18 protein-coding genes, 1 pseudogene and 1 riboswitch are annotated in these 21,090 nt (G+C 64.7%); of the genes and pseudogenes, 7 read left to right on the top strand and 12 right to left on the bottom strand.

What is annotated here, in order from left to right:
* Nucleotides 1–2: 2 nt before the first annotated feature.
* Both Q7V46_RS03435 and Q7V46_RS03430 read left to right on the top strand, forming a co-directional pair.
* A complete protein-coding gene (locus Q7V46_RS03435; protein WP_304912109.1) occupies nucleotides 3–878 on the top strand; it encodes a carbohydrate ABC transporter permease in 876 nt (291 codons plus the stop codon).
* A 19-nt stretch (nucleotides 879–897) separates the two neighbouring features.
* Nucleotides 898–1,716: a carbohydrate ABC transporter permease gene (locus Q7V46_RS03430; RefSeq protein ID WP_304912108.1), complete on the top strand. Its 819-nt coding sequence runs from the start codon at nucleotides 898–900 to the stop codon at nucleotides 1,714–1,716.
* Nucleotides 1,717–1,752: 36 nt separating this feature from the next.
* Here the strand turns inward: Q7V46_RS03430 and Q7V46_RS03425 are convergent, their stop codons facing one another.
* The gene (locus Q7V46_RS03425; RefSeq protein WP_304912107.1) at nucleotides 1,753–2,130 is read right to left on the bottom strand and encodes a VOC family protein; all 378 of its coding nucleotides are present in this window, start codon (nucleotides 2,128–2,130) and stop codon (nucleotides 1,753–1,755) included.
* 371 nt (nucleotides 2,131–2,501) lie between these two features.
* Here Q7V46_RS03425 and Q7V46_RS03420 point away from each other — a divergent pair, with 371 nt between their 5' ends.
* On the top strand, nucleotides 2,502–2,873 hold the full coding sequence (locus Q7V46_RS03420) for an RNA-binding protein (protein WP_304912106.1): 372 nt from the start codon (nucleotides 2,502–2,504) through the stop codon (nucleotides 2,871–2,873).
* A gap of 86 nt (nucleotides 2,874–2,959) precedes the next feature.
* Here Q7V46_RS03420 and Q7V46_RS03415 read toward each other — a convergent pair whose 3' ends face one another.
* Both Q7V46_RS03415 and Q7V46_RS03410 read right to left on the bottom strand, forming a co-directional pair.
* Nucleotides 2,960–3,733, bottom strand: a complete 774-nt coding sequence (locus Q7V46_RS03415; RefSeq protein WP_304912105.1) for an ABC transporter permease — start codon at nucleotides 3,731–3,733, stop codon at nucleotides 2,960–2,962.
* Complete coding sequence (locus Q7V46_RS03410) at nucleotides 3,730–4,743, bottom strand: ABC transporter ATP-binding protein (protein WP_304912104.1); 1,014 nt, start codon at nucleotides 4,741–4,743, stop codon at nucleotides 3,730–3,732. The genes Q7V46_RS03415 and Q7V46_RS03410 overlap by 4 nt, the downstream gene beginning before the upstream one ends.
* Before the next feature lie 301 nt (nucleotides 4,744–5,044).
* On the opposite strand from Q7V46_RS03410, the gene Q7V46_RS03405 reads away from it, so the two are divergent.
* From Q7V46_RS03405 to Q7V46_RS03390, 4 genes are all read left to right on the top strand, one after another.
* Nucleotides 5,045–6,715 (top strand): ShlB/FhaC/HecB family hemolysin secretion/activation protein, encoded by a 1,671-nt coding sequence (locus Q7V46_RS03405; protein ID WP_304912103.1) that lies wholly within the window; start codon nucleotides 5,045–5,047, stop codon nucleotides 6,713–6,715.
* A 75-nt stretch (nucleotides 6,716–6,790) separates the two neighbouring features.
* Nucleotides 6,791–9,277, top strand: coding sequence for a filamentous hemagglutinin N-terminal domain-containing protein (locus Q7V46_RS03400; RefSeq protein ID WP_304912102.1), 2,487 nt, complete (start codon nucleotides 6,791–6,793; stop codon nucleotides 9,275–9,277).
* 52 nt (nucleotides 9,278–9,329) lie between these two features.
* Nucleotides 9,330–10,046 (top strand): hypothetical protein, encoded by a 717-nt coding sequence (locus Q7V46_RS03395; protein WP_304912101.1) that lies wholly within the window; start codon nucleotides 9,330–9,332, stop codon nucleotides 10,044–10,046.
* A gap of 197 nt (nucleotides 10,047–10,243) precedes the next feature.
* Nucleotides 10,244–11,341 carry a PA0069 family radical SAM protein gene (locus Q7V46_RS03390; protein WP_304912100.1) on the top strand — a complete coding sequence of 366 codons (1,098 nt, stop codon included), beginning with the start codon at nucleotides 10,244–10,246 and terminating at the stop codon, nucleotides 11,339–11,341.
* On the opposite strand, the gene Q7V46_RS03385 is transcribed toward Q7V46_RS03390, so the two are convergent.
* The 9 genes and pseudogenes from Q7V46_RS03385 to thiC all read right to left on the bottom strand — a co-directional run bounded on the left by Q7V46_RS03385 (nucleotide 11,262) and on the right by thiC (nucleotide 20,807).
* Entirely contained in the window at nucleotides 11,262–11,477 is a 216-nt protein-coding gene (locus Q7V46_RS03385; RefSeq protein WP_304912128.1) for an oxidoreductase-like domain-containing protein, read from the bottom strand. The genes Q7V46_RS03390 and Q7V46_RS03385 overlap by 80 nt on opposite strands.
* A gap of 87 nt (nucleotides 11,478–11,564) precedes the next feature.
* A pseudogene (locus tag Q7V46_RS03380) lies at nucleotides 11,565–11,825 on the bottom strand (DUF1653 domain-containing protein); the annotation flags it as partial.
* A gap of 45 nt (nucleotides 11,826–11,870) precedes the next feature.
* Nucleotides 11,871–12,785 carry a universal stress protein gene (locus Q7V46_RS03375; protein ID WP_304912099.1) on the bottom strand — a complete coding sequence of 305 codons (915 nt, stop codon included), beginning with the start codon at nucleotides 12,783–12,785 and terminating at the stop codon, nucleotides 11,871–11,873.
* Nucleotides 12,782–14,527 carry a cation:proton antiporter gene (locus tag Q7V46_RS03370; protein ID WP_304912098.1) on the bottom strand — a complete coding sequence of 582 codons (1,746 nt, stop codon included), beginning with the start codon at nucleotides 14,525–14,527 and terminating at the stop codon, nucleotides 12,782–12,784. The genes Q7V46_RS03375 and Q7V46_RS03370 overlap by 4 nt, the downstream gene beginning before the upstream one ends.
* 155 nt (nucleotides 14,528–14,682) lie before the next feature.
* Nucleotides 14,683–16,248, bottom strand: a complete 1,566-nt coding sequence (gene thiD, locus Q7V46_RS03365; protein WP_304912097.1) for a bifunctional hydroxymethylpyrimidine kinase/phosphomethylpyrimidine kinase — start codon at nucleotides 16,246–16,248, stop codon at nucleotides 14,683–14,685.
* A 61-nt stretch (nucleotides 16,249–16,309) separates the two neighbouring features.
* Nucleotides 16,310–17,116 carry a thiazole synthase gene (locus Q7V46_RS03360; protein ID WP_304912096.1) on the bottom strand — a complete coding sequence of 269 codons (807 nt, stop codon included), beginning with the start codon at nucleotides 17,114–17,116 and terminating at the stop codon, nucleotides 16,310–16,312.
* 139 nt (nucleotides 17,117–17,255) lie between these two features.
* Nucleotides 17,256–17,483, bottom strand: a complete 228-nt coding sequence (thiS, locus tag Q7V46_RS03355) for a sulfur carrier protein ThiS (RefSeq protein ID WP_304912095.1) — start codon at nucleotides 17,481–17,483, stop codon at nucleotides 17,256–17,258.
* Nucleotides 17,484–17,507: 24 nt separating this feature from the next.
* Complete coding sequence (locus Q7V46_RS03350; protein ID WP_370690273.1) at nucleotides 17,508–18,863, bottom strand: FAD-dependent oxidoreductase; 1,356 nt, start codon at nucleotides 18,861–18,863, stop codon at nucleotides 17,508–17,510.
* A gap of 33 nt (nucleotides 18,864–18,896) precedes the next feature.
* Entirely contained in the window at nucleotides 18,897–20,807 is a 1,911-nt protein-coding gene (gene thiC / locus Q7V46_RS03345) for a phosphomethylpyrimidine synthase ThiC (protein ID WP_304912094.1), read from the bottom strand.
* A 116-nt stretch (nucleotides 20,808–20,923) separates the two neighbouring features.
* Nucleotides 20,924–21,038: riboswitch (TPP riboswitch) on the bottom strand.
* Between the last annotated feature and the right edge of the window lie 52 nt (nucleotides 21,039–21,090).

Genomic DNA, 21,090 nt, shown 5'->3' with positions numbered 1-21,090 from the left:
CCATGAACACCCGTCGGCAATCCGTCACCGGCTGGCTGCTGTTGCTGCCTGCGGCGGTGCTGCTGGCGGCCTTCACGCACTATCCCGCCGTCGCCACGCTCTGGCACAGCTTCTTCACCACGCCCCGACCGAACCGGCCGGCGACTTTCGTGGGGCTGGAGAACTACGAACTGCTGCTGGAAGACCCGGTGTTCTGGACGGCGCTGACCAACAACGCCTGGTACGCGCTGGGCACCATTCTGCCGTCCATCGCACTGGCCATTCTGATGGCCCTGTGGGTGAACCGGCAGATGGTGGGCCGGGGCTGGGTGCGGCTTGCCTACTTCACACCCACGGTGCTGCCCATGATCGCCGTGGCCAACATCTGGCTGTTCTTCTACACGCCCGACTACGGCCTGCTCGACCAGATCCGCAGCCTGTGGGGCGGGGCGCCACACAACTGGCTGGGCTCCAAGGAAACCGCGCTGGGCGCCGTGATTGCGGTGGCCGTGTGGAAGGAGGCCGGCTTCTTCATGATTTTCTACCTGGCGGCCTTGCAGCAGCAGTCGCCCGAACTGCGCGAGGCGGCGGCACTGGAGGGTTGCAACCGCTGGCAGTTTTTCTGGCGCGTGACCTTTCCTTTGCTCATGCCCACCACCCTGTTCGTGCTGGTGAATGCGGTGATCAACGCGTTCCGGCTGATCGACCACATCTTCATCCTCACCCGTGGCGGGCCAGACAACGCGACCTCGTTGCTGCTGTTCCACATTTACGAGGTGGGCTTCAAATTCTGGGACGTGTCATACGCTGCCGCGTTGACCGTGGTGTTGCTGCTGGTGCTGGCGGTGACTGCGCTGCTGCAGTTTGGCTTGCTGGAACGCAAGACGCACTACCAATGAACACCCACAGGCCTCCCGCATGTTGAACCCCACCCGCTTCGACAACGCCCTGAACACACTGGGCGCCTCGCTGCTGGCACTGCTCTGGCTGCTACCGCTGCTGTACGCGGTGTGGTCCGCCATTCACCCCACCGAGTATTCGGCGCGCTTTGACCTGCTGGCGCCGCTGACCACCGACAACTTCACCAGGGCCTGGAACGCCGCGCCGTTTCCGCGCTACTTTTTCAACACTTCGGTTCTGGTGCTGGGCATCCTGGCAGGGCAGATCGTGCTGTGCACGCTGGCGGCCTACGCTTTTGCGCGGTTTGAGTTTCCGGGCAAGAACATCGCTTTTGCGCTGGTGCTGGTGCAGCTGATGGTGATGCCCGACGTGGTGCTGGTCGAGAACTACCGCACCATGCACCGGCTGGGCCTGGTGGACACGCTCAGCGCCATGGCCTTGCCGTACATGGCGTCCGCCTTTGGCATCTTCCTGCTGCGCCAGACCTTCAAGACCGTGCCCAAGGAGCTGGAAGAAGCCGCGCGCATCGAAGGCTGCAGTACCTTCGGTGTGCTCTGGCGCGTGTATGTGCCGCTGGCCCGGCCGGTGTACCTGGCCTATGCGCTGGTGTCCATCAGCCATCACTGGAACAACTTCCTGTGGCCACTGGTGATGTCCAACTCGGTGGAAACACGGCCGCTCACAGTGGGCCTGTCGGTGTTCGCCGGCACCGACCAGGGCATCGACTGGGGCATCATCAACGCGGCCACGCTGATCTCCAGCGCACCGCTGCTGCTGGCGTTCCTGCTGTTTCAGCGGCAGTTCGTACAGAGCTTTCTGCGCGCGGGCATCCGGTAGCGCGGCCACCGGCATTCACAGGCGGCCGGCACCGTTTCAGCCCATGGAATGCAGACCCACCTTGTTGCCTTCGGTGTCGATGAAGTGCGCGAAGAAGCCGAAGTCGTTGCCGATCTCGGTCTTGGGCACAGCAATGGTGCCGCCGGCATCCACCACCCGGGCCAGCACGGGCGCCAGGTCGTCGCCGCCGTTCAGGTACACCATGGTGCCTTGTTGTGAGGGCGTTGCACCTTCTCCCTGAACAAGTGCGCCACCGACGGCCGCAGGGTCGTCAGACAGAAAGCCCATGATGGTCCCCCCCATGGGTATGGGTGGGATGGCCTTGCCCAGCACCTTTTCGTAAAAGGCCTGGGCGCGCGCAAAGTCGCTCACGGGAATTTCGAACCAGTTCAGAGCGTTGTGGCTGGAAGACATTGAGTTCTCCTCGGCAAGACAGGTGGAGTTCGAGAGGGCGTGGTTCCAGGCGGCAGGGCGTCTTCCCGCAGCGCAATGGCTGCGGAAAATGCCGTTGGGTGGCCAGGTCTTTCGGCAGTGAATGCGATCTTCCGTCAGATCGTCTGCCGACGGAAGGGGCTGAATCTGGCCCCGTTTTGGGGGTTTACCGCAACAAAAGGTAAAGGCAAGAGCGTTTTGGGGCGCCCAGGGATGCACAATAGCGTCGCGCGGGCTTGAAGCCGGCGCATCTTCCAGGTGATCGGTCAGTTTCGCGCTACGGCGGTACCTTCCAGGTTTGTTGTGCTTTCGGGACCCCATCGCTTTGTTTTATGTGTATCTGAGGAGTCCCCATGGGCAATAAACTTTACGTCGGCAACCTGCCGTACACGGTGCGTGACGAAGACCTGCAACAGTCTTTCAGCGAATTCGGCTCTGTCACCAGCGCCAAGGTCATGATGGAACGCGACACCGGTCGCTCCAAAGGCTTTGGTTTCGTCGAAATGGGCAGCGATGCCGAAGCGCAAGCCGCCATCCAGGGCATGAATGGCCAGTCTCTCGGTGGCCGCAGCGTCACGGTGAACGAAGCCCGTCCGATGGAGGCTCGTCCTCCCCGTAGCGGTGGCGGCGGCTACGGTGGTGGTGGCGGTGGTGGCTACGGCGGCGGCGACCGCTCAGGTGGTGGCGGCTACGGTGGTGGCGGTGGTGGTCGCGGCGGCTACTGAGCCCTGCCCCCCTTCCTTGGCCTCAGCCCCACGCTGAGGTCAGCCCAAAAGGCCTCGAAGCTCTGCTTTCGAGGCCTTTTTCATGCTCACTTCCGGATCCGGTACCCTGTCTTGAACACCCACCACACCACGGCCAGGCAGGTCAGCATGAAGGCCAGCGTCATGCTGGTGCTCACGGCGATGTGCACGTCGGCCGCACCGTAGAAAGCCCAGCGCAGGCCGCTGATGAGGTAGACCACCGGGTTGAACAGCGACACCGTTTGCCAGAAGGGTGGCAGCATGTTGATGCTGTAGAACGCACCACCCAGGAAGGTCAGCGGCGTGATGATGAGCAGCGGGATCACCTGCAGCTTCTGGAAATTGTCGGCCCACAGGCCGATGATGAAGCCGAACAGGCAGAAAGTGATGGCGGTGAGCACCAGGAAGCCCACCATCCACACGGGGTGGGCGATTTCGTAGGGTACGAACAGGCGTGCGGTCAGCAGGATCAACGAGCCCAGCAGCAGGCTTTTGGTGGCGGCAGCGCCCACGTAGCCCATCAGCACTTCCACCCAGCTCACCGGGGCGCTGAGCAGTTCATAAATGGTGCCTGACCACTTGGGCATGTAGATGCCGAAGGCGGCGTTGGAGATGCTTTCGCTGAGCAGCGAGAGCATGAGCAGACCGGGAATGATGTAGGCGCCGTAGCTCACGCCGTCGATGTCGCCCATGCGCGACCCGATGGCCGAGCCGAAGACGATGAAATACAGCGAGGTCGAGAGCACTGGCGCAAGAATGCTCTGCAGCCAGGTGCGCAGGGCGCGGTTCATTTCGAAACGGTAGATGGCGCGCACGCCGTGCAGGTTGAGTCCTGTGTTCATGCGGCCACCCCCTTCCTGGCATTGGTGTTTTGTTGCTTGACTTCCGCCTCGGCGGACGTTTCTTCGTGAACCAGGCTCACGAAGATGTCTTCAAGCGAGCTTTCACTGGACTGCAGATCCTTGAAGTGAATCCCTTCTGCACTCAATGCCGCCAGCAGATGGGCAATGCCGGTGTCGTCTTTCTGGGCGTCGAAGGTGTAGGTCAGGGTGAGGCCGTCGCTGGAGAGCGCGAGCGACCAGGGCGCCAGCGCTTCCGGCAAGGCTGGCAGGGGCTGCTGCAGTGTGAGCAGCAGTTGCTTCTGGCCCAGCTGGCGCATGAGGGTGTTCTTGTCCTCCACCACGATCAGCTCGCCCCTGCGGATCACGCCGATGCGGTCGGCCATGTCTTCGGCTTCTTCGATGTAGTGCGTGGTGAGGATGATGGTGGTGCCGGCCTCGCGCAGCTTGCGCACCATGCGCCACATGTCGTGGCGCAGTTCCACATCCACGCCTGCGCTGGGCTCGTCCAGGAACAGCACCTTGGGTTCGTGCGACAGCGCCTTGGCGATGAGCACGCGGCGCTTCATGCCGCCGGAGAGCGACAGGATCTTGTTGTCCTTCTTGTCCCACAGGGAAAGGTCTTTCAGAACCTTCTCGATGTAGGCCGGATCGGCGGCTTTGCCGAACAGACCGCGGCTGAAGCTCACCGTGGCCCACACGGTCTCGAACGAGTCGGTGTGCAGTTCCTGTGGCACGAGGCCGATGAGCGACCGCGCGGCGCGGTAGTCGCGCACGGTGTCAAAGCCATCGGCCACCACCGTGCCTTCGCTCGCGCCGGACATGCCGCAGATGATGCTGATGAGGGTGGTCTTGCCCGCGCCGTTGGGGCCCAGCAGGGCAAAGATTTCACCCCGGTGGATATCGAGGTTGATGTTCTTGAGGGCCTGGAAGCCGTCGGCGTAGGTTTTGCTTAGATTGCGCACGCTCACGACGGCGTCAGCAGCCTGGACTGCGTGGTTGTGGGGGGGCATGGTTTCTCCGCGTGCAAGAGGTCGCGCCGCATACGGGCGAAGCCGCCATTGTGACCGTTTGACCCGAGCTTGCAGCGCCGACCAGGCTCGAGGCCGTTGGTTCCACCTGTGCACAGCCTTGTGGCACACCGATTCCGCGATATGGCGAAAGGCACGACCGCTCATCGCCCAAAACGCCCGCCCGGCACCTGCCTTCCGAACACATGCCTGTACACGGGTGGACCGTACGCTGTCACACAGACGGAAGCAGCAGCATCGCACACCCTTGGTGCACATACCCCCAAAAAACTCAAGGCCTTCCGTGTTCAAAATCCCTCTACTGCCCTTCGCGGTCCTGATCCTCAGTCAGGCCGCGTTTGCCCAACAGCTCCCCAGCGCTGGTAGCCAGCTTCAGCAGATTCCGCCGGCGCCTTCACCACAGCAAGTGGCGCCGGCGATCCGCATTGATTCTGGCCCCACCCCAGCCACGGCGGCCTCTGACGCAGTCAAGATCATGGTCAACCGCTTGCAGGTGACCGGTGCCAGCGTCTACCGTGAAGATGAACTGCTTGCACTGACCGGTTTTCAGCCTGGCAGTGAACTCAATCTGGCCAATCTGCGTGCCATGGCACAGAAGATCACCGATCGTTACCGCAGCCAGGGGTATTTCGTGGCTCAGGCTTACCTGCCTGCCCAGGAAATCAAGGACGGCTCGGTCACCATCGCCGTCATCGAAGGTCAGTACGGCAAGATCGACGTGCGCAACCAGAGCACACTCTCGGATGGCCACATCCAGCGCCAGCTGGCGGGCCTCAACAGTGGCGACACCATCGCCATCGGGCCGGTTGAGAACCGCCTGCTGCTGCTGTCGGACACGCCCGGCGTGAAGGTCAGATCAACCCTGACCCCCGGCGCGTCGCTGGGTACCTCCGATCTGATCGTGGACGTGGTGCCTGGAGATCTCGTCACCGGCAGCATTGATGCCGACAACGCCGGCAACCGCTACACCGGCGAATACCGCCTGGGCGCCACCGTCAACCTGAACAACCCGGCCGGACTGGGTGACGTGGCGTCGCTGCGGGCGCTGACGTCGGGCCAGGGCCTGAACTACGCCCGGGCGTCGTACCAGGTTCCGCTGGGCATGGCGACAGTGGGCGTGGCCTACAGCTGGCTGAGCTACGAATTGGGTAAGGAATTCGCGTTCGCGCAAGCCAGTGGAACAGCCAGGATTGCCAGCGTGTACGGCAGCTACCCATTGATCCGCACGCGCAACACCCGCCTGTACGCCGGGCTGGCCTTTGATGCGAAAACATTTCAGGACAAGCGCCCGCTGAGCCTGGACATGCCGGTGGAAGACAAGAAAGCCCAGGTGCTGATGGCGAGTCTGCGTGGCGAGCACCGCGACCAGCTGGGCGCAGGCGGTGTGACCGGCTATTCGCTGACATGGTCGACCGGCAACATCGATCTGCAAACGCCTGGCCTGAAGCTGGCCGACGCACCGGTGCAAAGCAACGGCCGTTTCAACAAGCTGAGCTTCAGCGCCTCGCGCCTGCAAGCGGTCAGCCCGGCCTGGTCGCTGTACGCCGGCGTGAACAGCCAGTTGGCCTCAAAGAACCTCGATGCCTCCGAGAAAATGGCGCTGGGTGGCATGTACGGCGTGCGGGCCTACCCCGAAGGCGAAGCCTACGCGGACCAGGGCTATGTGGCGACGCTGGAAGCCCGCATGCTGCTGCCCAAACCCGATCAGATGCCCGGACAACTCCACCTGATCGGCTTTGTCGACAGCGGCCGCGTGACGATCAACAAGAACCCCTGGTCAGACGCCGTGCCGAACAGCCGAACCCTGCACGGCGCCGGTGTGGGCCTGAACTGGGCAGACCCCAACAACTTCGCGGTGCGTGCTTACTACGCCCGCAAGCTGGGCAGCGGCGAGGCCACCTCGGCACCCGACAAGTCGGGCCGGTTCTGGATCCAGGCCATCAAGTATTTCTGAACGTTCCCAGCGCGGGCCTCGCCTGTGCTGCTTTCGGTCCTTCCTCGAATCGCCTAGAAAACACGAAAGAACCTCATGAACCGCATTCACCGCTCCATCTGGAACGACCAGACCGGCACCTTTGTGGCCGCTGCGGAAATCACGTCCAGCGCAGGAAAGAAAGTCTCATCGAGCACCACGTCTGCGTCTTCGGCAGTCGCTGGCGGACGCTTCGGGCTGAAGGCCCTGGCTGTATCGCTGATGGTGGCGTGCGGGGGGACGGCGGTGGCGCAACCCACGGGTGGTGTGGTGTCGGCAGGCAGCGCCACCATCGGTGGCACCACAAGCGCCATGGTCATCACGCAGACCACGGCCAATGTGGCCATCAACTGGCAAAGCTTTGGCATCCTGACCGGCGAGTCCGTGCAATTCGTGCAGCCCACCACCAGTTCGGTGGCATTGAACCGCGTCGTCGGCCCGGATCCTTCCACCATTCTGGGCAGCCTGACTTCCAATGGCAAGGTGTTCCTGGTCAACCCCAACGGCATTCTCTTTGGCACCGGCGCGACGGTCAACGTCGGCGGCCTGGTGGCATCCACACTGGGCATTTCGGACGCGGATTTCTTGGCCAACAACTACCGATTCTCCGGTACGAGCACAGCCACCGTGGTGAACGCAGGCGTGATCAATGCAGCCGCTGGGGGCTACGTGGCACTTCTGGGTACGGATGTCAGCAACCAGGGCTTCATCTACGCCGACCTGGGCACCGTCGCGCTCGCGGCAGGCAGTGCGATGACGCTCGACATCACGGGAGACCGTTTGCTCAGCGTCACCATCGACCAAGGTGCACTGGATGCGGCCGTGGGCAACAGCGGAAGGATCGAGGCAGATGGTGGCCGGGTGTTGTTGACCACGCGGGCCGCCGGCAGCGCGCTGGCCAATGCGGTCAACAACACCGGTGTGATCCAGGCGCAGACCCTCTTGAACGAGGAGGGATCGATCCGGTTGCTCGGTGGCATGGATACGGGCACGGTGAATGTGGCGGGTACGCTGGACGTATCCGCGCCAAGTGGCGATGGTGGCTCCATCGAAACGTCGGCTGCCCGCGTCGAAATCGACACCACGGCGACGATCACCTCCGTCGCGCCGACAGGTGAAACCGGCCAGTGGCTGATTGGCTCGAACGGCTTCATCGTTGCAAACACGCCTTCGGCCAACATCCAGGCCACAAGCCTGTCTGCGCTGATGGTGACGAACAGCGTGACCATCAGCACAGCAATCGGCGCGGATGGCGAGGTCGTTCGCAGCCTGCCTGTTGCCAATCTTTTCGCCCCCACAGCCGGCAGCGGCAACATCGAGATCAACGGTGCTGTCTCATGGGAAGCGAGCGGCACCCCGACCACGCTGACCTTGCTGGCCGGTGGCGATACGAACATCAATGCCGCAGTCACGGCCAAGACTGGCAACCTGGTGGTGTGCTGCGGGCGAGATGTCAATGTCAATGCGGCGATCACAACGACCGATGGCAGCGTTCTGCTGGGTGCTGGCAGGGACGTCAATATCGTCAGGAACATCACTGCGCCCACCGCAGGCATCACGACGACGGACGGCAATATCCAGATATGCGCTGCACGCGACGTGAATCTGAATAACGCCTTCAACGGCGCGGCCCTGATCACGTTGACCACGGGCAGCGTCACCGCCGGGCAGGACCTTGCGAACCTCGGCGTTTCAAGGGGCCTGACGCTGAGTGCCGGAACAGCCGGTACGGGACCGGGGCCTGCAGGCGGTACCGTGAGATTCGTCAATGGCGGTCTCGCAGGCACCTACATCACCACCACGGGACCGGATCCACTCACACCGACCAATATCTTCTACAACCCGACTTCGTACGCAACGCCGACCGATTTTTCGCTCTTTTTCACCGGAACCGGCAGTCCTCTGAATCAGTACATGCTGGTGTTCCCCGACGGCGGCAACAAGACCTTCGACGGCACCACCAGTGCCACACTCTCTGGTCTGAAGGGCGCTCCGGCTGGCGTGTCGCTGCTGGCGGGCTCGGGCAGCAGCGCCAGTTTTGACAGCGCATCGGTGGGAGTGGACAAGACCATTTCCTTCACCGGCTACACCCTGACCGGTGTGGACGCGGGCCGGTACGCATTCGCAGTGCCTTGCTGCGGGACCACTTCGGCACGGACCACTGCCAACATCACCGCTGCGCCTGGGGTGTCACCGCCAGTGGCTCCTCCACCTTCGGCCCGGCCACCTGCACCCGCCCCTCAGCCTTCCGCGCCACCCCCACCTGTCGCCGCTGCCCCGGTCGCCAACCCTGTACTGGGCACTGGGCCCTTGCCACCTGTGCTGACCCCCTACACACCACCTGCCTTCGCGTCACAAGGCTTCGTTTTTACGGTAGCCCCCCCAACGCCATTGCCTAGCTCCACTCTCGTGGTTCAGGCCCCAGCGGCGCTGGAGGCGTTGCCCGCTGCTGCTCCAGCCGTGGTGCCACGGGCAGTGCCCATCGAAACCCCACCCGCAACCTACCGGCCGCCGGTGCGCGCACCCAGACCGGAGCGCAACTGAAGCATTTCGTGTGAGCGCTTCGAATAAAAAGCTGGCGCTCAGGACCCGGAGCTTGCTCTGGGTTCTGCTCTGCAGCGGCTTGCTCGCCACCCAGGCAGGTGCGTCGCCGCTTGTCACACAACCCGCCACGCCGACAACGGCGCCCACAACGCCCCCGGTCGCACCCCGGGGTGCGAAAGGCGCCGACTTTGGTCAGACCCCCGCTTCCAAGGAAGCCCGGCATGTGGCCCACTGGGTGGTGGATTCGGGCGACAACCGCAAGATGCCGTTCGTGATCGTGGACAAGCGCCAAGCCACAGTGTTCGTGTTCGATGCCCACGGGGCCTTGCAGGGCGCATCTTCGGCCCTGCTCGGGCTGGCCATTGGCGATCATTCGGTGCCCGGTATCGGCGAAAAAAAGCTGTCCGACATTCGCCCAGAAGAACGTACCACGCCGGCAGGGCGCTTTGTCGCGAATCTGGACAGGAACCTCAAGGGCCAGGAGATGCTCTGGGTGGACTACGACACCGCGGTCTCCATGCACCCGGTGGTGCCTGGCCATCCCCTCGAGCGCCGAGCCGAAAGGCTGGCCAGTGCGCTGCCGTCCGAGCGACGAATTTCCTATGGTTGCATCAACCTTCCCGCCCGGTTTTACAAGCAGGTGGTGAGCCCGGCCTTTGCCGGCACGGACGGCATTGTGTACGTGCTGCCTGAAGTTCTGTTGGTGAAAGACGTCTTTGGGACCTACGACGTCGGGCCAGAGCCTGGCCCGCAGAACACGGGCAGGTGATCCGCCCAGGGTGGCAGGCCTTGCGGCCTGGCCACTCTGCATGCGTGCGGAAAAGGCCTGTTCTGACACGTTCGCAGGAGCGCCTGTGTGTGGGTGGTCCTGCAAGAACATCTGCGGTAGAGTCTGGATGTTTATCCAGTATCTTGATCTGACCTACCCCCGCCATCCCCTCCAGCGAACCAGACTGTGTCCTCACCATGACCGGTGTTTCCATTCCCATACACGCCATCAAGGGCCGGGGTATCGCCCATCATCAGCCGCACCGGTTCGAACGCGATACGCGGGGTGCCTTCGATGACGGCTGGGGCTCGCTGGATGAGACTGTGAACGCCGGCGAAGAAGCGGCCGCCCCAGCGACCGAGGTCGCGTTCGAAAACGCCCGCAGCGCCATCACCCGCAACGATTCACCCGATCTCGGCTTCACGCTGGGCCTGAATCCGTACCGGGGCTGCGAGCACGGCTGCGTGTACTGCTACGCGCGGCCCAGCCACAGCTACCTGAACCTCTCACCCGGGCTGGACTTTGAAACCCGGCTGGTGGCCAAGCGCAACATCGCGGCGGTGCTGCGCGATGAATTGCTGCGTCCCGGCTTTGTGCCGGAGCGGCTGGCGGTGGGTACCGTGACCGACGCCTACCAACCCATCGAGCGTGAGCTGCGCCTCACCCGCGAGGTGCTGGAAGTTTTGAGCGCTGCACATTTTCCGCTGGCCATGGTGACCAAGGGCAGCGGCGTGGAGCGCGATCTGGACCTGCTTGCGCCCATGGGTGCACAGCGGCTGGCGGCGGTGTACGTGACCCTCACGACCCTGGACGCCAAACTGGCGCGCATCCTGGAACCGCGCGCCGCCGCACCGCACCGGCGGCTGCGCACGATTCGTACCCTGGCCGAAGCTTGGGTGCCGGTGGGTGTGAGCGTGTCGCCGCAGATTCCGTTCATCAACACCGACATGGAGCAGGTGCTGGAGGCTGCATTTGAGGTAGGGGCGCGCCGGGCGTTCTACCAGGTGCTGCGCCTGCCCTGGGAACTCAAGCCCATGTTCCGCCAGTGGCTGCAACTGCACCATCCCGACCGTGCCGAACGCGTGATGGCCCGCGTGCAGGACCTGCACGGCGGCAAGGATTACGACGCCGACTTCACCACCCGCATGAAAGGTCAGGGCATCTGGGCCGACCTGCTGCGTCAACGCTTCACGAAAACCTGCGACCGCCTGGGCTTCAACCGCGACCGTGAACCGCTGGACCTGAGCCGCTTCCGGCCGGCGGCGCTGCGGGGGCAGGGGGATCTGTTCGGTTGATGATCAGCTCGATCGCATCGTCCCGCCAGAAACCCATCGCGTTGTAGAACCCTTCCCACACACAGCCGTTGCAGCCGCGTTCGCAACAGGTGGTGGGCTCGGTCGGGGGCGGGCGCAGGGCGGTATCCAGGTTCATGCCGCGGTGCTGGGCCTGATCGCGCAGATACGCCGCCAGGGCCTGCGCGGTGGGCAGGTCGGCCAGCGGCACCTCCGCAGGATTCCAGCGCACAAACCTGCGGTGCATCCGGCCTTCAAACGCTGCGCTTTCGTTGAACATGGCGGCCGGACGCACCCAGAGACCGAAGCCGCCGTACAGGGCACGGTAGACCGTCATGGCATGAAGGGTCTCGCTGCAGCGAACGGTGTCGATCACCGCATACCAGCCGCCTTTGTAGTGGCGGTACAGACCGGGCGGCGTGGCGTCCAGTGGGGGCAGGTCGGCGTCGACGGGGGCGGTTGTGGCTGCTGAAATTGAAAGACTCATGGCGGCAGGATTGTCTCCTATCGCTTGGTCAAACCGCGTGGTTGGTCAATCGGTGCGGTGCGTGGACACCAGCACGTCGATTTCGGCTTCGGCCAGCACGTGCTTGGTCACGCTGCCCAGCAGCAGTTCTTCGGCCGCCTGGCGCCCGTGTTTGCCGATCACGATCAGGTCGCAGGCCCGTTCGCTGGCCTGCATGAGGATGTGCATGGGCGCGTCGCCTTCGGTCAGGCTCAGGGTGAACTGGTCGGGCAGCAGGCTGTGCCGATCCACCAGCGCCTGCAGGTGATCGCGCGCGTCCTGGCGGGCGCGCTCGCGGTAGTGGCTCAGGGTGGCGTCGTCCACACCGGCAAAGCGCAGCTTTTCTTCGAAAGGAATCGAGAAGCTGTGCATGAGCACCAGGTGCGCATCGGGCGCCACGGCCCGCGCCACTTCCAGCGCCTGCTCCGACCACCTTGAAAAATCCATGGGCACCAGCACCCGCCGGTAGGGCTCGCTGGCTTCGGTACGCACCGCCAGCAGCGGCACATTGGTCTTGCCCATCAGCCGTTCGGCTGTGGTGCCGATCAACAGGTGGTGCATCGGATTGGTGCCGCGCACCCCCACCACCACCAGGCCGGCATCGACCGCTTCAACCTGGTCGCAGATCTCGCTCACGGGCTGTCCATCGACCATGTGGGTGAGCAGAATGAGGTCGCCACCCAGTTCGGCCAGCAGCCGCACCACCTCGTCGTCCAGGCGCTTGCGCGTCTGCTGCGACATGCGGACCTGCCACAGGTTGCTGTTGTCCAGCCAGGCCTTCAGGTCGTTCAGCAGATTGCCATGGACCACATGCAGCAGGTGAAGGGGCAAGGACTGGTCGCGGGCGATGAGTGCGGCACGGTCGGTCGCACGTCTCGCTGCGGTGGAAAAATCCGTGGCAACCACGAGGGCGTTCAGATCGATCTTGAGACGGTTGGTCATGGCGAGTCTTTGGCAGGTGCTGGAGCCGCAGGCCCGGGCGGGACGCGGTGTGTGGGCTCGGACCGGGCCGGGGAGGAGTCATTGTGCTCCTGCATCAGGGCTTCACACACCTTGTGGGTGGCCTGCTCCGCCGCATCGTCGAACAGATTGAACACGCGGTCAATGCCGGCAGCCGACATGGCTGCCGACTGAACCTCATCCCGCACGGCCACCGCCACTTTCCCTGTGTAGCCACTGGTCCGCAGTGCATGCAGCAAGGCGCGGTTGGATTCGCCCTGTGGCAGCGTGCTGACCACCCATCGCGTGCGCGGCAGCGGCAGCGATTCGAGAAAGTCCGGGTCTTCGGCATCACCGAATCGCACCGGCAAGCCCTTCCGGTGCCAGTCGCGCACGGCTTCGGGGTCGAAGTCCACGCCCACCGCCTTCACGCCCTGCGCACGCAAGCGCTGAAGCAGACGGCTGCCATAGCGCCCCATGCCGAACACCAGAATGTCGGCCTCGGCCTTTGCATCGTTCCGGTCCTCCACCTCCATTTCCCGAAACGGTGTGGTGCGTTCGAAAACTCGCAGCCATGGTGCGAGCCATTCAAACAGTCGGTGTGAATAAAGAATCATGTAGGTGGACAACGTGATGGTGATCAGGCCCACCAGCGTGGTCAGGCCCAGCGCGGTCACGCCCACATGACCCAGCGTGATGCCCATGGCCACGAACACGATGGAAAACTCGCTGATCTGCGCCACCGTGAGACCGGCGAGGAAACCGGTGCGCCGTCGGTACCCCATGAAGCCCATGATGGCCATCACGATCAGCGGGTTGCCGATCAGCACAAATACCGACAGCACCATCGCCGGACCCAGCTCGGCGCCCAGCGTGGACATTTCCAGCTTCGCCCCCAGGTCGATGAAAAAGAACAACAGCAGGAAGTCGCGAATGCCTGTGAGCCGCGCGTTCACCGCTTCACGGTAGGGCGTGGACGCCAGCGAAAAACCGGCAAGGAAGGCACCGGCTTCCTTGCTGAAGCCCGCCCATTCACCCAGCGCGGCCAGCGCCAGGCCCCAGGCCAGCGCGAAAATAAGCAGCAGTTCCTGCGACTTCGCCATGGCCGCCACCACCCGGGGCAGCACATAGCGCATCAGCACCGCCATCACCACCACCGCCGCCAGCACGCGCCCCACCAGTGAGGCGGCCACCGTCACCCAACCCAGCTCATCGGCCGCACCCACCTCGGTCGTCTTGAGCGCGCTCATGGCCATCATGGCCAGCACCACGGCCAGGTCCTGCACGATCAGAAAACCCACCGCAATGCGGCCGTGCAGGCTGTCGAGCTCGCGCTTGTCCGACAGCAGCTTGACGATGATGATGGTGCTGGAGAACGTGAGCGCCACCGCCACGTACAGCGCTTCCACCGGCGACTTGCCCAGCAGCAGGATGAGCACGAAGCCGAAGACGATGGTGAAGGCCAGTTGCCCCAGGCCTGTGGCCAGCGCCACCGGGCCGATGTGCCTGACATGCTGCAGGTCCAGCTTGAGACCCACCACGAACAGCAACACGGTCACACCGATCTGGGCGAGCAGGTCGATCTGGTCGTGTGCCTGCACCAGCGAAAACCCGGCCGGGCCGAGTGCAATGCCGATGACGATGTAGGCGATCAGCACCGGCTGCTTGAGCCGTACGAAGAGTGCGCCGGCCAGGGCGGCCGCCATCAGCAGCAGGGCGAATTCGGAAAAGGGCGCGGGGTGCATCGGGACATTCTAGGAATGAACGTCGGTCAATGAGTTGATCTTGGGGCTTGACAGTACCTTCAGAGGTGGACCGGCCCGCATCAGCAGTGTGTTTCGGTCATCTTTCTGTGTTTCTCGGCTTGCGGAGGCATCGCAGAGCCGATCGGTCAAGGTCTTCAGAGGGTGGGGTTCGGCAGCGCCGGCACGTCGCGCTTCTTGCTGCCCAGCCCCGCATCCCAGGCTTGCTGCCAGACTGGCCATGTCGTGGCCGGATCGTCGCCCAGGCCCCGTACCACGCAGCCTCCACCCGCCCCGCACGCGGCCGCCTGGCTCAGTTGGGCGGGTGTGAGGATGCCGCCAATGGCCACTACCGGTGCGGGTGCCATGTGTGCCCACCAGGCCAGGTTGTCCAGGCCTTGCGGGAGCCAGGGCATGTCCTTGGTGGTGGTGGGCCACACGGGGCCGCAGGCCACGTAGTCGGGCAGCAGGGCGTGCGCACGGCACAGTTCCCACAAGCTGTGCGAACTCAGGCCCAGTGCCACGCCACTTGCCCGGGCGGCGGCCAGTTGCGCGTGGTCGCCTGGCGAAAGGGCGAGCAGGTCTTCCTGGCCCAGGTGCAGGGCGCGGGCACCGTGGGCCAGTGCGGGCTGCCAGTGGTCGTTGATGAAGAGCGTGGCGCCAGCGGCGTTGGCCACGGATTGGGCCAGCTGGATTTCTGCAGCCAGTTGCGCTTGCCAGACGGGGTCTTCCGGCGGCGTGATCGATGGGCGCTTGATGCGCAGTTGCACCGTGCGTGCGCCCGCGTCGACACACTGGCGCACGCGCTCCGCGCTGTCGACGATGGCGTAGACACCTGGGACCGGGCTGGGCGGGCGTGTGGACCAGGCTGCAGGCGCTTCGCTGCCGAGTGACAGGCGCGGTAGCAAGGACGGGTCCACTCCGAAACCCTCGCGAGCGATGACCGGGCCAACCCCTCGGCCGACCGCGCGCGCATGGCGCAGCGCGTGCGTGGCCGCCATCTTGGCCAGCACGGCCGCGTCGGCCAACACCCAGCCCAGCGCAAGGGCGGCCGCCATGGCAGAGGCAAAGGTGCAGCCTGTGCCGTGGTTGTGCGGTGTGTTCTCGCGCGGCAGGCTGAGCCAGCCTTTCGCGTGCGGGGTGTCCAGCCAGTCCAGCGAGAGGCTGGCGTGGCGGCTGATCGCGGCAGCGTCGCCACCCGTGATGACCACCGCATCGCAGCCCAGAGCGCGCAGCGCCTGGGACTGCGCGGGAATGTCGCCGGGAAAGTCGCCACCCAGCAAAGCCAGCGCTTCGGCCTGGTTGGGGGTGATGACGGTGGCTCGCGGCAGCAGCAGCTCGCAGTAGGCGGCGCGCAGCTCGGCGTCGGCCAGAGCGGCCCCCGTGCTGGCGCGCAGCACCGGGTCCACCACCAGCGCAAGGGGTCGTTCTTCGCGCAGCCTGTCCACGAAGGCGGCAAGCACACGCACATTGTCGGCACTGCCCAGTAGACCGGTCTTGATCACGCGCGGGGGCATGTCTGCCGCCAGTGTGGCGAGCTGCGCTTCCAGCACCGCCGGGGGCGTGGCTTCGATGTGAGTGACTTCGGTGGTGCTCTGCGCTGTGATACCGGCGACCACGGTGCAGCAGTGCACGCCGAAGGCATCGGCCGCGCGCTGGTCGGCGGCCAGACCGGCACCGCCGCCGCTGTCGGTGCCGGCGATGCTCCAGATGATGGCGGTCATGTTCGTTTTCCTCTTGCGCCGGAGCGCGAACTGTAGCCCGTGAAGCAAGGCGGGAGGTGCTTCATTGGATGAGAAAGGGGTGGCCGCCGACAGGTGTCGAGGCCACCGCCATGTCCTGCGGCGCCATCACACCGGCCTCGAATGCGGACCTGCCGGATTCAACGGCCAGGCCAAATGCCCGTGCCATGCCCACCGGATCCACCGCCTGGCTCACGGCCGAATTCAGCAGCACGGCATCAAAACCCAGCTCCATGGCAGCGGCGGCATGCGAAGGCGCGCCAATGCCGGCGTCTACTACCAGCGGCACACCGGGCAGGCGCGCGCGCAGCGTACGCAGAGCAAAGGGGTTGATGAGACCTTGCCCGGAGCCGATGGGCGCTCCCCAAGGCATGAGCACCTCACAACCCGCGTCCAGCAGGCGCTGGCAGGTGACCAGGTCGTCGGTGCAGTAGGGGAACACGGCAAAGCCGTCTCTGGTGAGTTGCGCCGCTGCTTCCACCGTGCCCCAGGGGTCGGGCTGCAGCGTGTGTTCGTCGCCCACCACTTCCAGCTTGATCCAGTGCGTGCCGTACAGCTCCCGCGCCATGTGGGCCAGAGTGACGGCTTCGCGCGCGGTGCGGCAGCCGGCGGTGTTGGGCAGCAGGTGAGCGCCCCGTTCTTTCATGGCGGTGCGGATGATTTCGATGAAGCCGTTGTCGCCGCCTGCTGCGAGCGTACGCTTCAGGCCCACCGTGACCACTTGTGTGCCGCTGGCCGCGATGCTGTCTGCGAGCACCCGTGGAGAGGGGTAGCCGGCCGTGCCGAGCAGGAAGCGGCTCTGCAGGTCGACGCCGTAAGGCGCCCAGGTGGAGGGGGATGCTTGTTTCATCAATGACTCCTTGGATTCAGAGCACAGCGCTTCCGGCGCGAAGTGCCCCATCCAGAGATACCGTCGGGCCGGCTTCGCCGGACGACTGGTATCGCCCCCTTGGGGGTGACGCTGAAAGCGGCGCGGGGGTGTTCCATGTTCAGCCTCCGACGATGGCTTGAAAGGTCAGCACCGTGTCGCCGGGCTTGAGCAGGGTTGAAGCGCGCAGGGTGGCAGGCACGAACTCGCCATTGACTGCCGTGGCCACCTTGTTGGCGGCCATTCCTTGCACTTCCAGCACGGCGGCCAGCGTCAGGCCTTGCGGGCAGGGCAGGGTGTGGTCGTTGAAGCGCAGATAGGCCTCTGGCTTGGAGAGGGTTTCTGGCATAGGCATTCCTTTTGCGAACCAGGGTCAGTGGTTCTGGTGTGTTTCGGGCGTTGGCTCAGGCGAGCCCCTCACCCCAGCCCTCTCCCCATAGGGGCGAGGGAGTGAAGACCTTTCTGTCGGGGCGTTGGTTCGATCGCGTGAAACTCCCTCTCCCGCTTGCGGGAGAGGCTTGGCCTGTCCTGAGCTTGTCGAAGGAGGGTGAGGGCCTTCGGGTCCGCGCGACATGGTCTCCAGTTGAGCAATCGCATCTTCCACCAGCGCCGGCGCCAGCAACCAGCCATGGCGGAACAGGCCATTGATCCGAAGCAAGCCGGGCTCAAAGTGGGTATGGGGTTCGTTGTCTGGCAGGGCGGGGCGCAGGTTGGTTTCCATGTGCACGATGCGCGCTTCGGCCAGTTCGGGAATGGCACTGTGGGCAGCGGCCATCAGTTCCACCGCGCTGCGCAGGCTCACCGGCGAGCGGTCTTCGCTTTCGATTTCGCTGGCGCCGATGACAAAGAGGTCGCCCGGACGGGGAACGATGTAGACACGGTGGCGCGGGTGCAGCAGGCGCACCGGGCGCTGCAGCCTCACGCCGGGAGCGTGCAGCCAGATGACTTCGCCGCGCACCCCCCGCAGGCCATGCATCGCGTCTGAATCAATCCGTTCGCCCTTGGTGTGTTGAAGGGCTTGCATCGGGATAGTGGGCTTGACTTCGACAGGCTGAGTCCGAACGGAGGTGTGTGCCATCGACCGGGCAGGGGATTGGGCACCCACACCCCGCACGTCCACCACCAGATCAAACCGCATCGCTCCGTCGCCCAATACATGCAGCACGCGAGGCTCTACCCGTTCCACCCGTTCGCCCCAGCACCAGTGCACGTTCGGCGTGTGCACGGCCAGCGCCTGCAGCATGTCGCGCGACATCACTTGTGCCTCATCGGGCAACAACCAGGCATGTAAACCAGGCGCCAACGCAGGCTCCAGCTCGGCCAACGCAGCACGGTCCAGCGGTTGCGGTGAGGGAAGCTCTGCGGCCAGCGCGGGCGCGGACTCCAGCCGGGCCAGAACGCGCCGCGCTGCGCCCAGGTCCGCACCGTGGGCCACCATCAGACTGCCATGCTGGGCAAACAGCACTGCGCCGCAGCCGGCGGCTTGCAGTTCTTCCGCGACACCGCGCCACAGCGATAGCGACCGCCAGCCCAGACGGGCGATGGCCGGCCCGGCGTTGTCCAGCTCGGCGACAGGGCTGAGCATGCCGGCCGCTGTGAAGCCTGCAGCGCAGGTGGAGGGACGGCTCAGCGAACCTGTGTCTGGCGCGCCTGGCCCTGCCGCCGGGTCAAACACCGTCACCGCATGCCCGGCGCGCGACAGCCGCCAGGCCAGCAGGCGCCCCAGCACACCCGCACCGGCAATGCCAATGCGCATCACGGCTCAGCCCTTCTTGCCAATGGTGTCGACGGGTACGTAGAACTCGCCGCCCACGGCCTTGAATTCCGCGCTCTTCTGGGCCATGCCTTCTGTCAATGCCTGCTCTTCGCTCACGCCCTTGGCGGCCGCGTAGTCGCGCACGTCCTGCGTGATCTTCATGGAGCAGAACTTGGGCCCGCACATGGAGCAGAAGTGCGCTTCCTTGCTCGAATCCTTGGGTAGGGTTTCGTCGTGGTAATCCTCGGCGGTCTGCGGGTCAAGGCCCAGGGCGAACTGGTCGCGCCAGCGGAATTCGAAGCGCGCCTTGCTCATGGCATCGTCGCGGGCGCGGGCGCCGGGGTGGCCTTTGGCGATGTCGGCCGCATGGGCAGCAATCTTGTAAGCAATGATCCCCTGCTTCACGTCGTCCCTGTCGGGCAGGCCCAGGTGTTCCTTGGGCGTCACGTAGCAGAGCATGGAGGTGCCCATCCAGCCGATCATGGCCGCGCCCACGGCCGAGGCGATGTGGTCGTAGCCGGGTGCGATGTCGATGGTCAGCGGGCCGAGCGTGTAGAACGGCGCCTCGTGGCAGTGCTTGAGCTGCTCGTCCATGTTGGCCTGGATCAGGTGCATGGGCACGTGGCCGGGGCCTTCGATCATGGTCTGCACGTCGTGCTTCCAGGCCACCTGGGTCAACTCGCCCAGTGTCTTGAGTTCAGCGAATTGCGCTTCGTCGTTCGCATCTGACGCGCTACCGGGGCGCAGTCCGTCGCCGAGCGAGAAGCTCACGTCGTAGGCCTTCATGATCTCGCAGATCTCGTCGAAGTGCGTATAGAGGAAGTTTTCCTTGTGATGGGTGATGCACCACTTGGCAAGGATGCTGCCACCACGGCTGACGATGCCGGTGCGGCGCTGGGCGGTGAGGTGGATGTAGGCCAGGCGCACGCCGGCGTGGATGGTGAAGTAGTCGACACCCTGTTCGGCCTGCTCGATCAGCGTGTCGCGGTAGATGGCCCACGTGAGGTCCTCGGCAACGCCACCCACTTTCTCCAGCGCCTGGTAGATCGGCACCGTGCCGATGGGCACCGGGCTGTTGCGCACGATCCAGTCGCGCGTGGTGTGGATGTTCTTGCCGGTGGACAGGTCCATCACGTTGTCGGCGCCCCAGCGGATCGCCCACACCAGCTTGTCCACTTCTTCCTCGATGCTGGAGGTCACGGCCGAGTTGCCGATGTTGGCGTTGATCTTCACGCCGAAGTTGCGCCCGATGGCCATGGGCTCGACCTCGGGGTGGTTGATGTTGGCCGGGATGATGGCGCGGCCGCGTGCCACTTCGTCGCGCACGAACTCGGGCGTGAACACCTCGGGGATGCGTGCACCCATGGGGTTGCCGCGCAGGCGCGCTTCACGCGCCGGGTCGCCCAGGTATTCGCGCATCCATTCGCGCTTGCCGTTTTCGCGCAGCGCCACGTATTCCATCTCGGGGGTGACGATGCCTTTTCGCGCGTAGTGCATCTGGGATACGTTCATGCCGCTTTTGGCACGGCGCGGCGTGCGTTGCAGGCCAGCTGCTTCTGCACGCAGGGCTTCGATGCGATCGATGGTGGTGCCGTTCTGCGCCGCCTCGTTCTTGATGCCGTCGTCCAGCGCGGCGCGCTCCCGGCCAGCGTAAGTTTCGGTGTCGCCGCGCGCTTCGATCCACGCACCGCGCACATCGGCCAGGCCGGTGCGCACGTCGATGGCAGCGGCCGGGTCGCTGTAGGGGCCGGAGGTGTCGTAGACCGTGATGCGTTCGCCATTGGTCAGCAGAATTTCCCGCATGGGCACCTGGATGCGGGCCTGCGAGCCGGGCACGTAGACCTTGCGCGAGGCAGGGAAGGGCTCTCTGCTGAGTGCGAACTGGTCAGCGAAGGGAATCTTGTCGGGGGCGTTCATGGCGGCGGTCTCCTGTGTGGGGCTGTGAATGCTCCGGAGACCGCCCTTCAGACCCTGCACCCTTGGCCCCTTGAAGGGGGCTCACCCGTCGAAAGTGGACGGGTGGCGGGTGCAGGCCCTGGGGGCTGCGCTCTTCTTTCGCTGGTACTAGCCAGATCAAGTTCACGGGTTCGGTTTTTCAACCATCTCAGCGCCGGGCCTTGGCAGGCCCGTGCACCCCGGAGCAGGTCGCAGTGTATCCCGTTTCCGTTTGTCAGACGGGGCAACCCTCGGCATCCCGTGG

The organism is Hydrogenophaga sp. (assembly GCF_030651625.1).
Taxonomy (GTDB): domain Bacteria; phylum Pseudomonadota; class Gammaproteobacteria; order Burkholderiales; family Burkholderiaceae_C; genus Hydrogenophaga.
Note: the sequence above shows the minus strand (reverse complement) of the source record. Positions and strands in the feature narration are given on the sequence as shown.

Excerpts from the sequence above, each read along its gene's own strand:
- Q7V46_RS03425 (WP_304912107.1), bottom strand. The coding sequence starts at position 2,130 with ATGTCTTCCAGCCACAACGCTCTGAACTGGTTCGAAATTCCCGTGAGC.
- Q7V46_RS03370 (WP_304912098.1), bottom strand. The coding sequence starts at position 14,527 with ATGCACCCCGCGCCCTTTTCCGAATTCGCCCTGCTGCTGATGGCGGCC.
- Q7V46_RS03390 (WP_304912100.1), top strand. The coding sequence starts at position 10,244 with ATGACCGGTGTTTCCATTCCCATACACGCCATCAAGGGCCGGGGTATC.
- Q7V46_RS03410 (WP_304912104.1), bottom strand. The coding sequence starts at position 4,743 with ATGCCCCCCCACAACCACGCAGTCCAGGCTGCTGACGCCGTCGTGAGC.
- thiC (WP_304912094.1), bottom strand. The coding sequence starts at position 20,807 with ATGAACGCCCCCGACAAGATTCCCTTCGCTGACCAGTTCGCACTCAGC.
- Q7V46_RS03375 (WP_304912099.1), bottom strand. The coding sequence starts at position 12,785 with ATGACCAACCGTCTCAAGATCGATCTGAACGCCCTCGTGGTTGCCACG.
- Q7V46_RS03400 (WP_304912102.1), top strand. The coding sequence starts at position 6,791 with ATGAACCGCATTCACCGCTCCATCTGGAACGACCAGACCGGCACCTTT.
- thiS (WP_304912095.1), bottom strand. The coding sequence starts at position 17,483 with ATGCCAGAAACCCTCTCCAAGCCAGAGGCCTATCTGCGCTTCAACGAC.
- Q7V46_RS03385 (WP_304912128.1), bottom strand. The coding sequence starts at position 11,477 with ATGAACCTGGATACCGCCCTGCGCCCGCCCCCGACCGAGCCCACCACC.
- thiD (WP_304912097.1), bottom strand. The coding sequence starts at position 16,248 with ATGACCGCCATCATCTGGAGCATCGCCGGCACCGACAGCGGCGGCGGT.
- Q7V46_RS03420 (WP_304912106.1), top strand. The coding sequence starts at position 2,502 with ATGGGCAATAAACTTTACGTCGGCAACCTGCCGTACACGGTGCGTGAC.
- Q7V46_RS03435 (WP_304912109.1), top strand. The coding sequence starts at position 3 with ATGAACACCCGTCGGCAATCCGTCACCGGCTGGCTGCTGTTGCTGCCT.
- Q7V46_RS03430 (WP_304912108.1), top strand. The coding sequence starts at position 898 with ATGTTGAACCCCACCCGCTTCGACAACGCCCTGAACACACTGGGCGCC.
- Q7V46_RS03415 (WP_304912105.1), bottom strand. The coding sequence starts at position 3,733 with ATGAACACAGGACTCAACCTGCACGGCGTGCGCGCCATCTACCGTTTC.
- Q7V46_RS03360 (WP_304912096.1), bottom strand. The coding sequence starts at position 17,116 with ATGAAACAAGCATCCCCCTCCACCTGGGCGCCTTACGGCGTCGACCTG.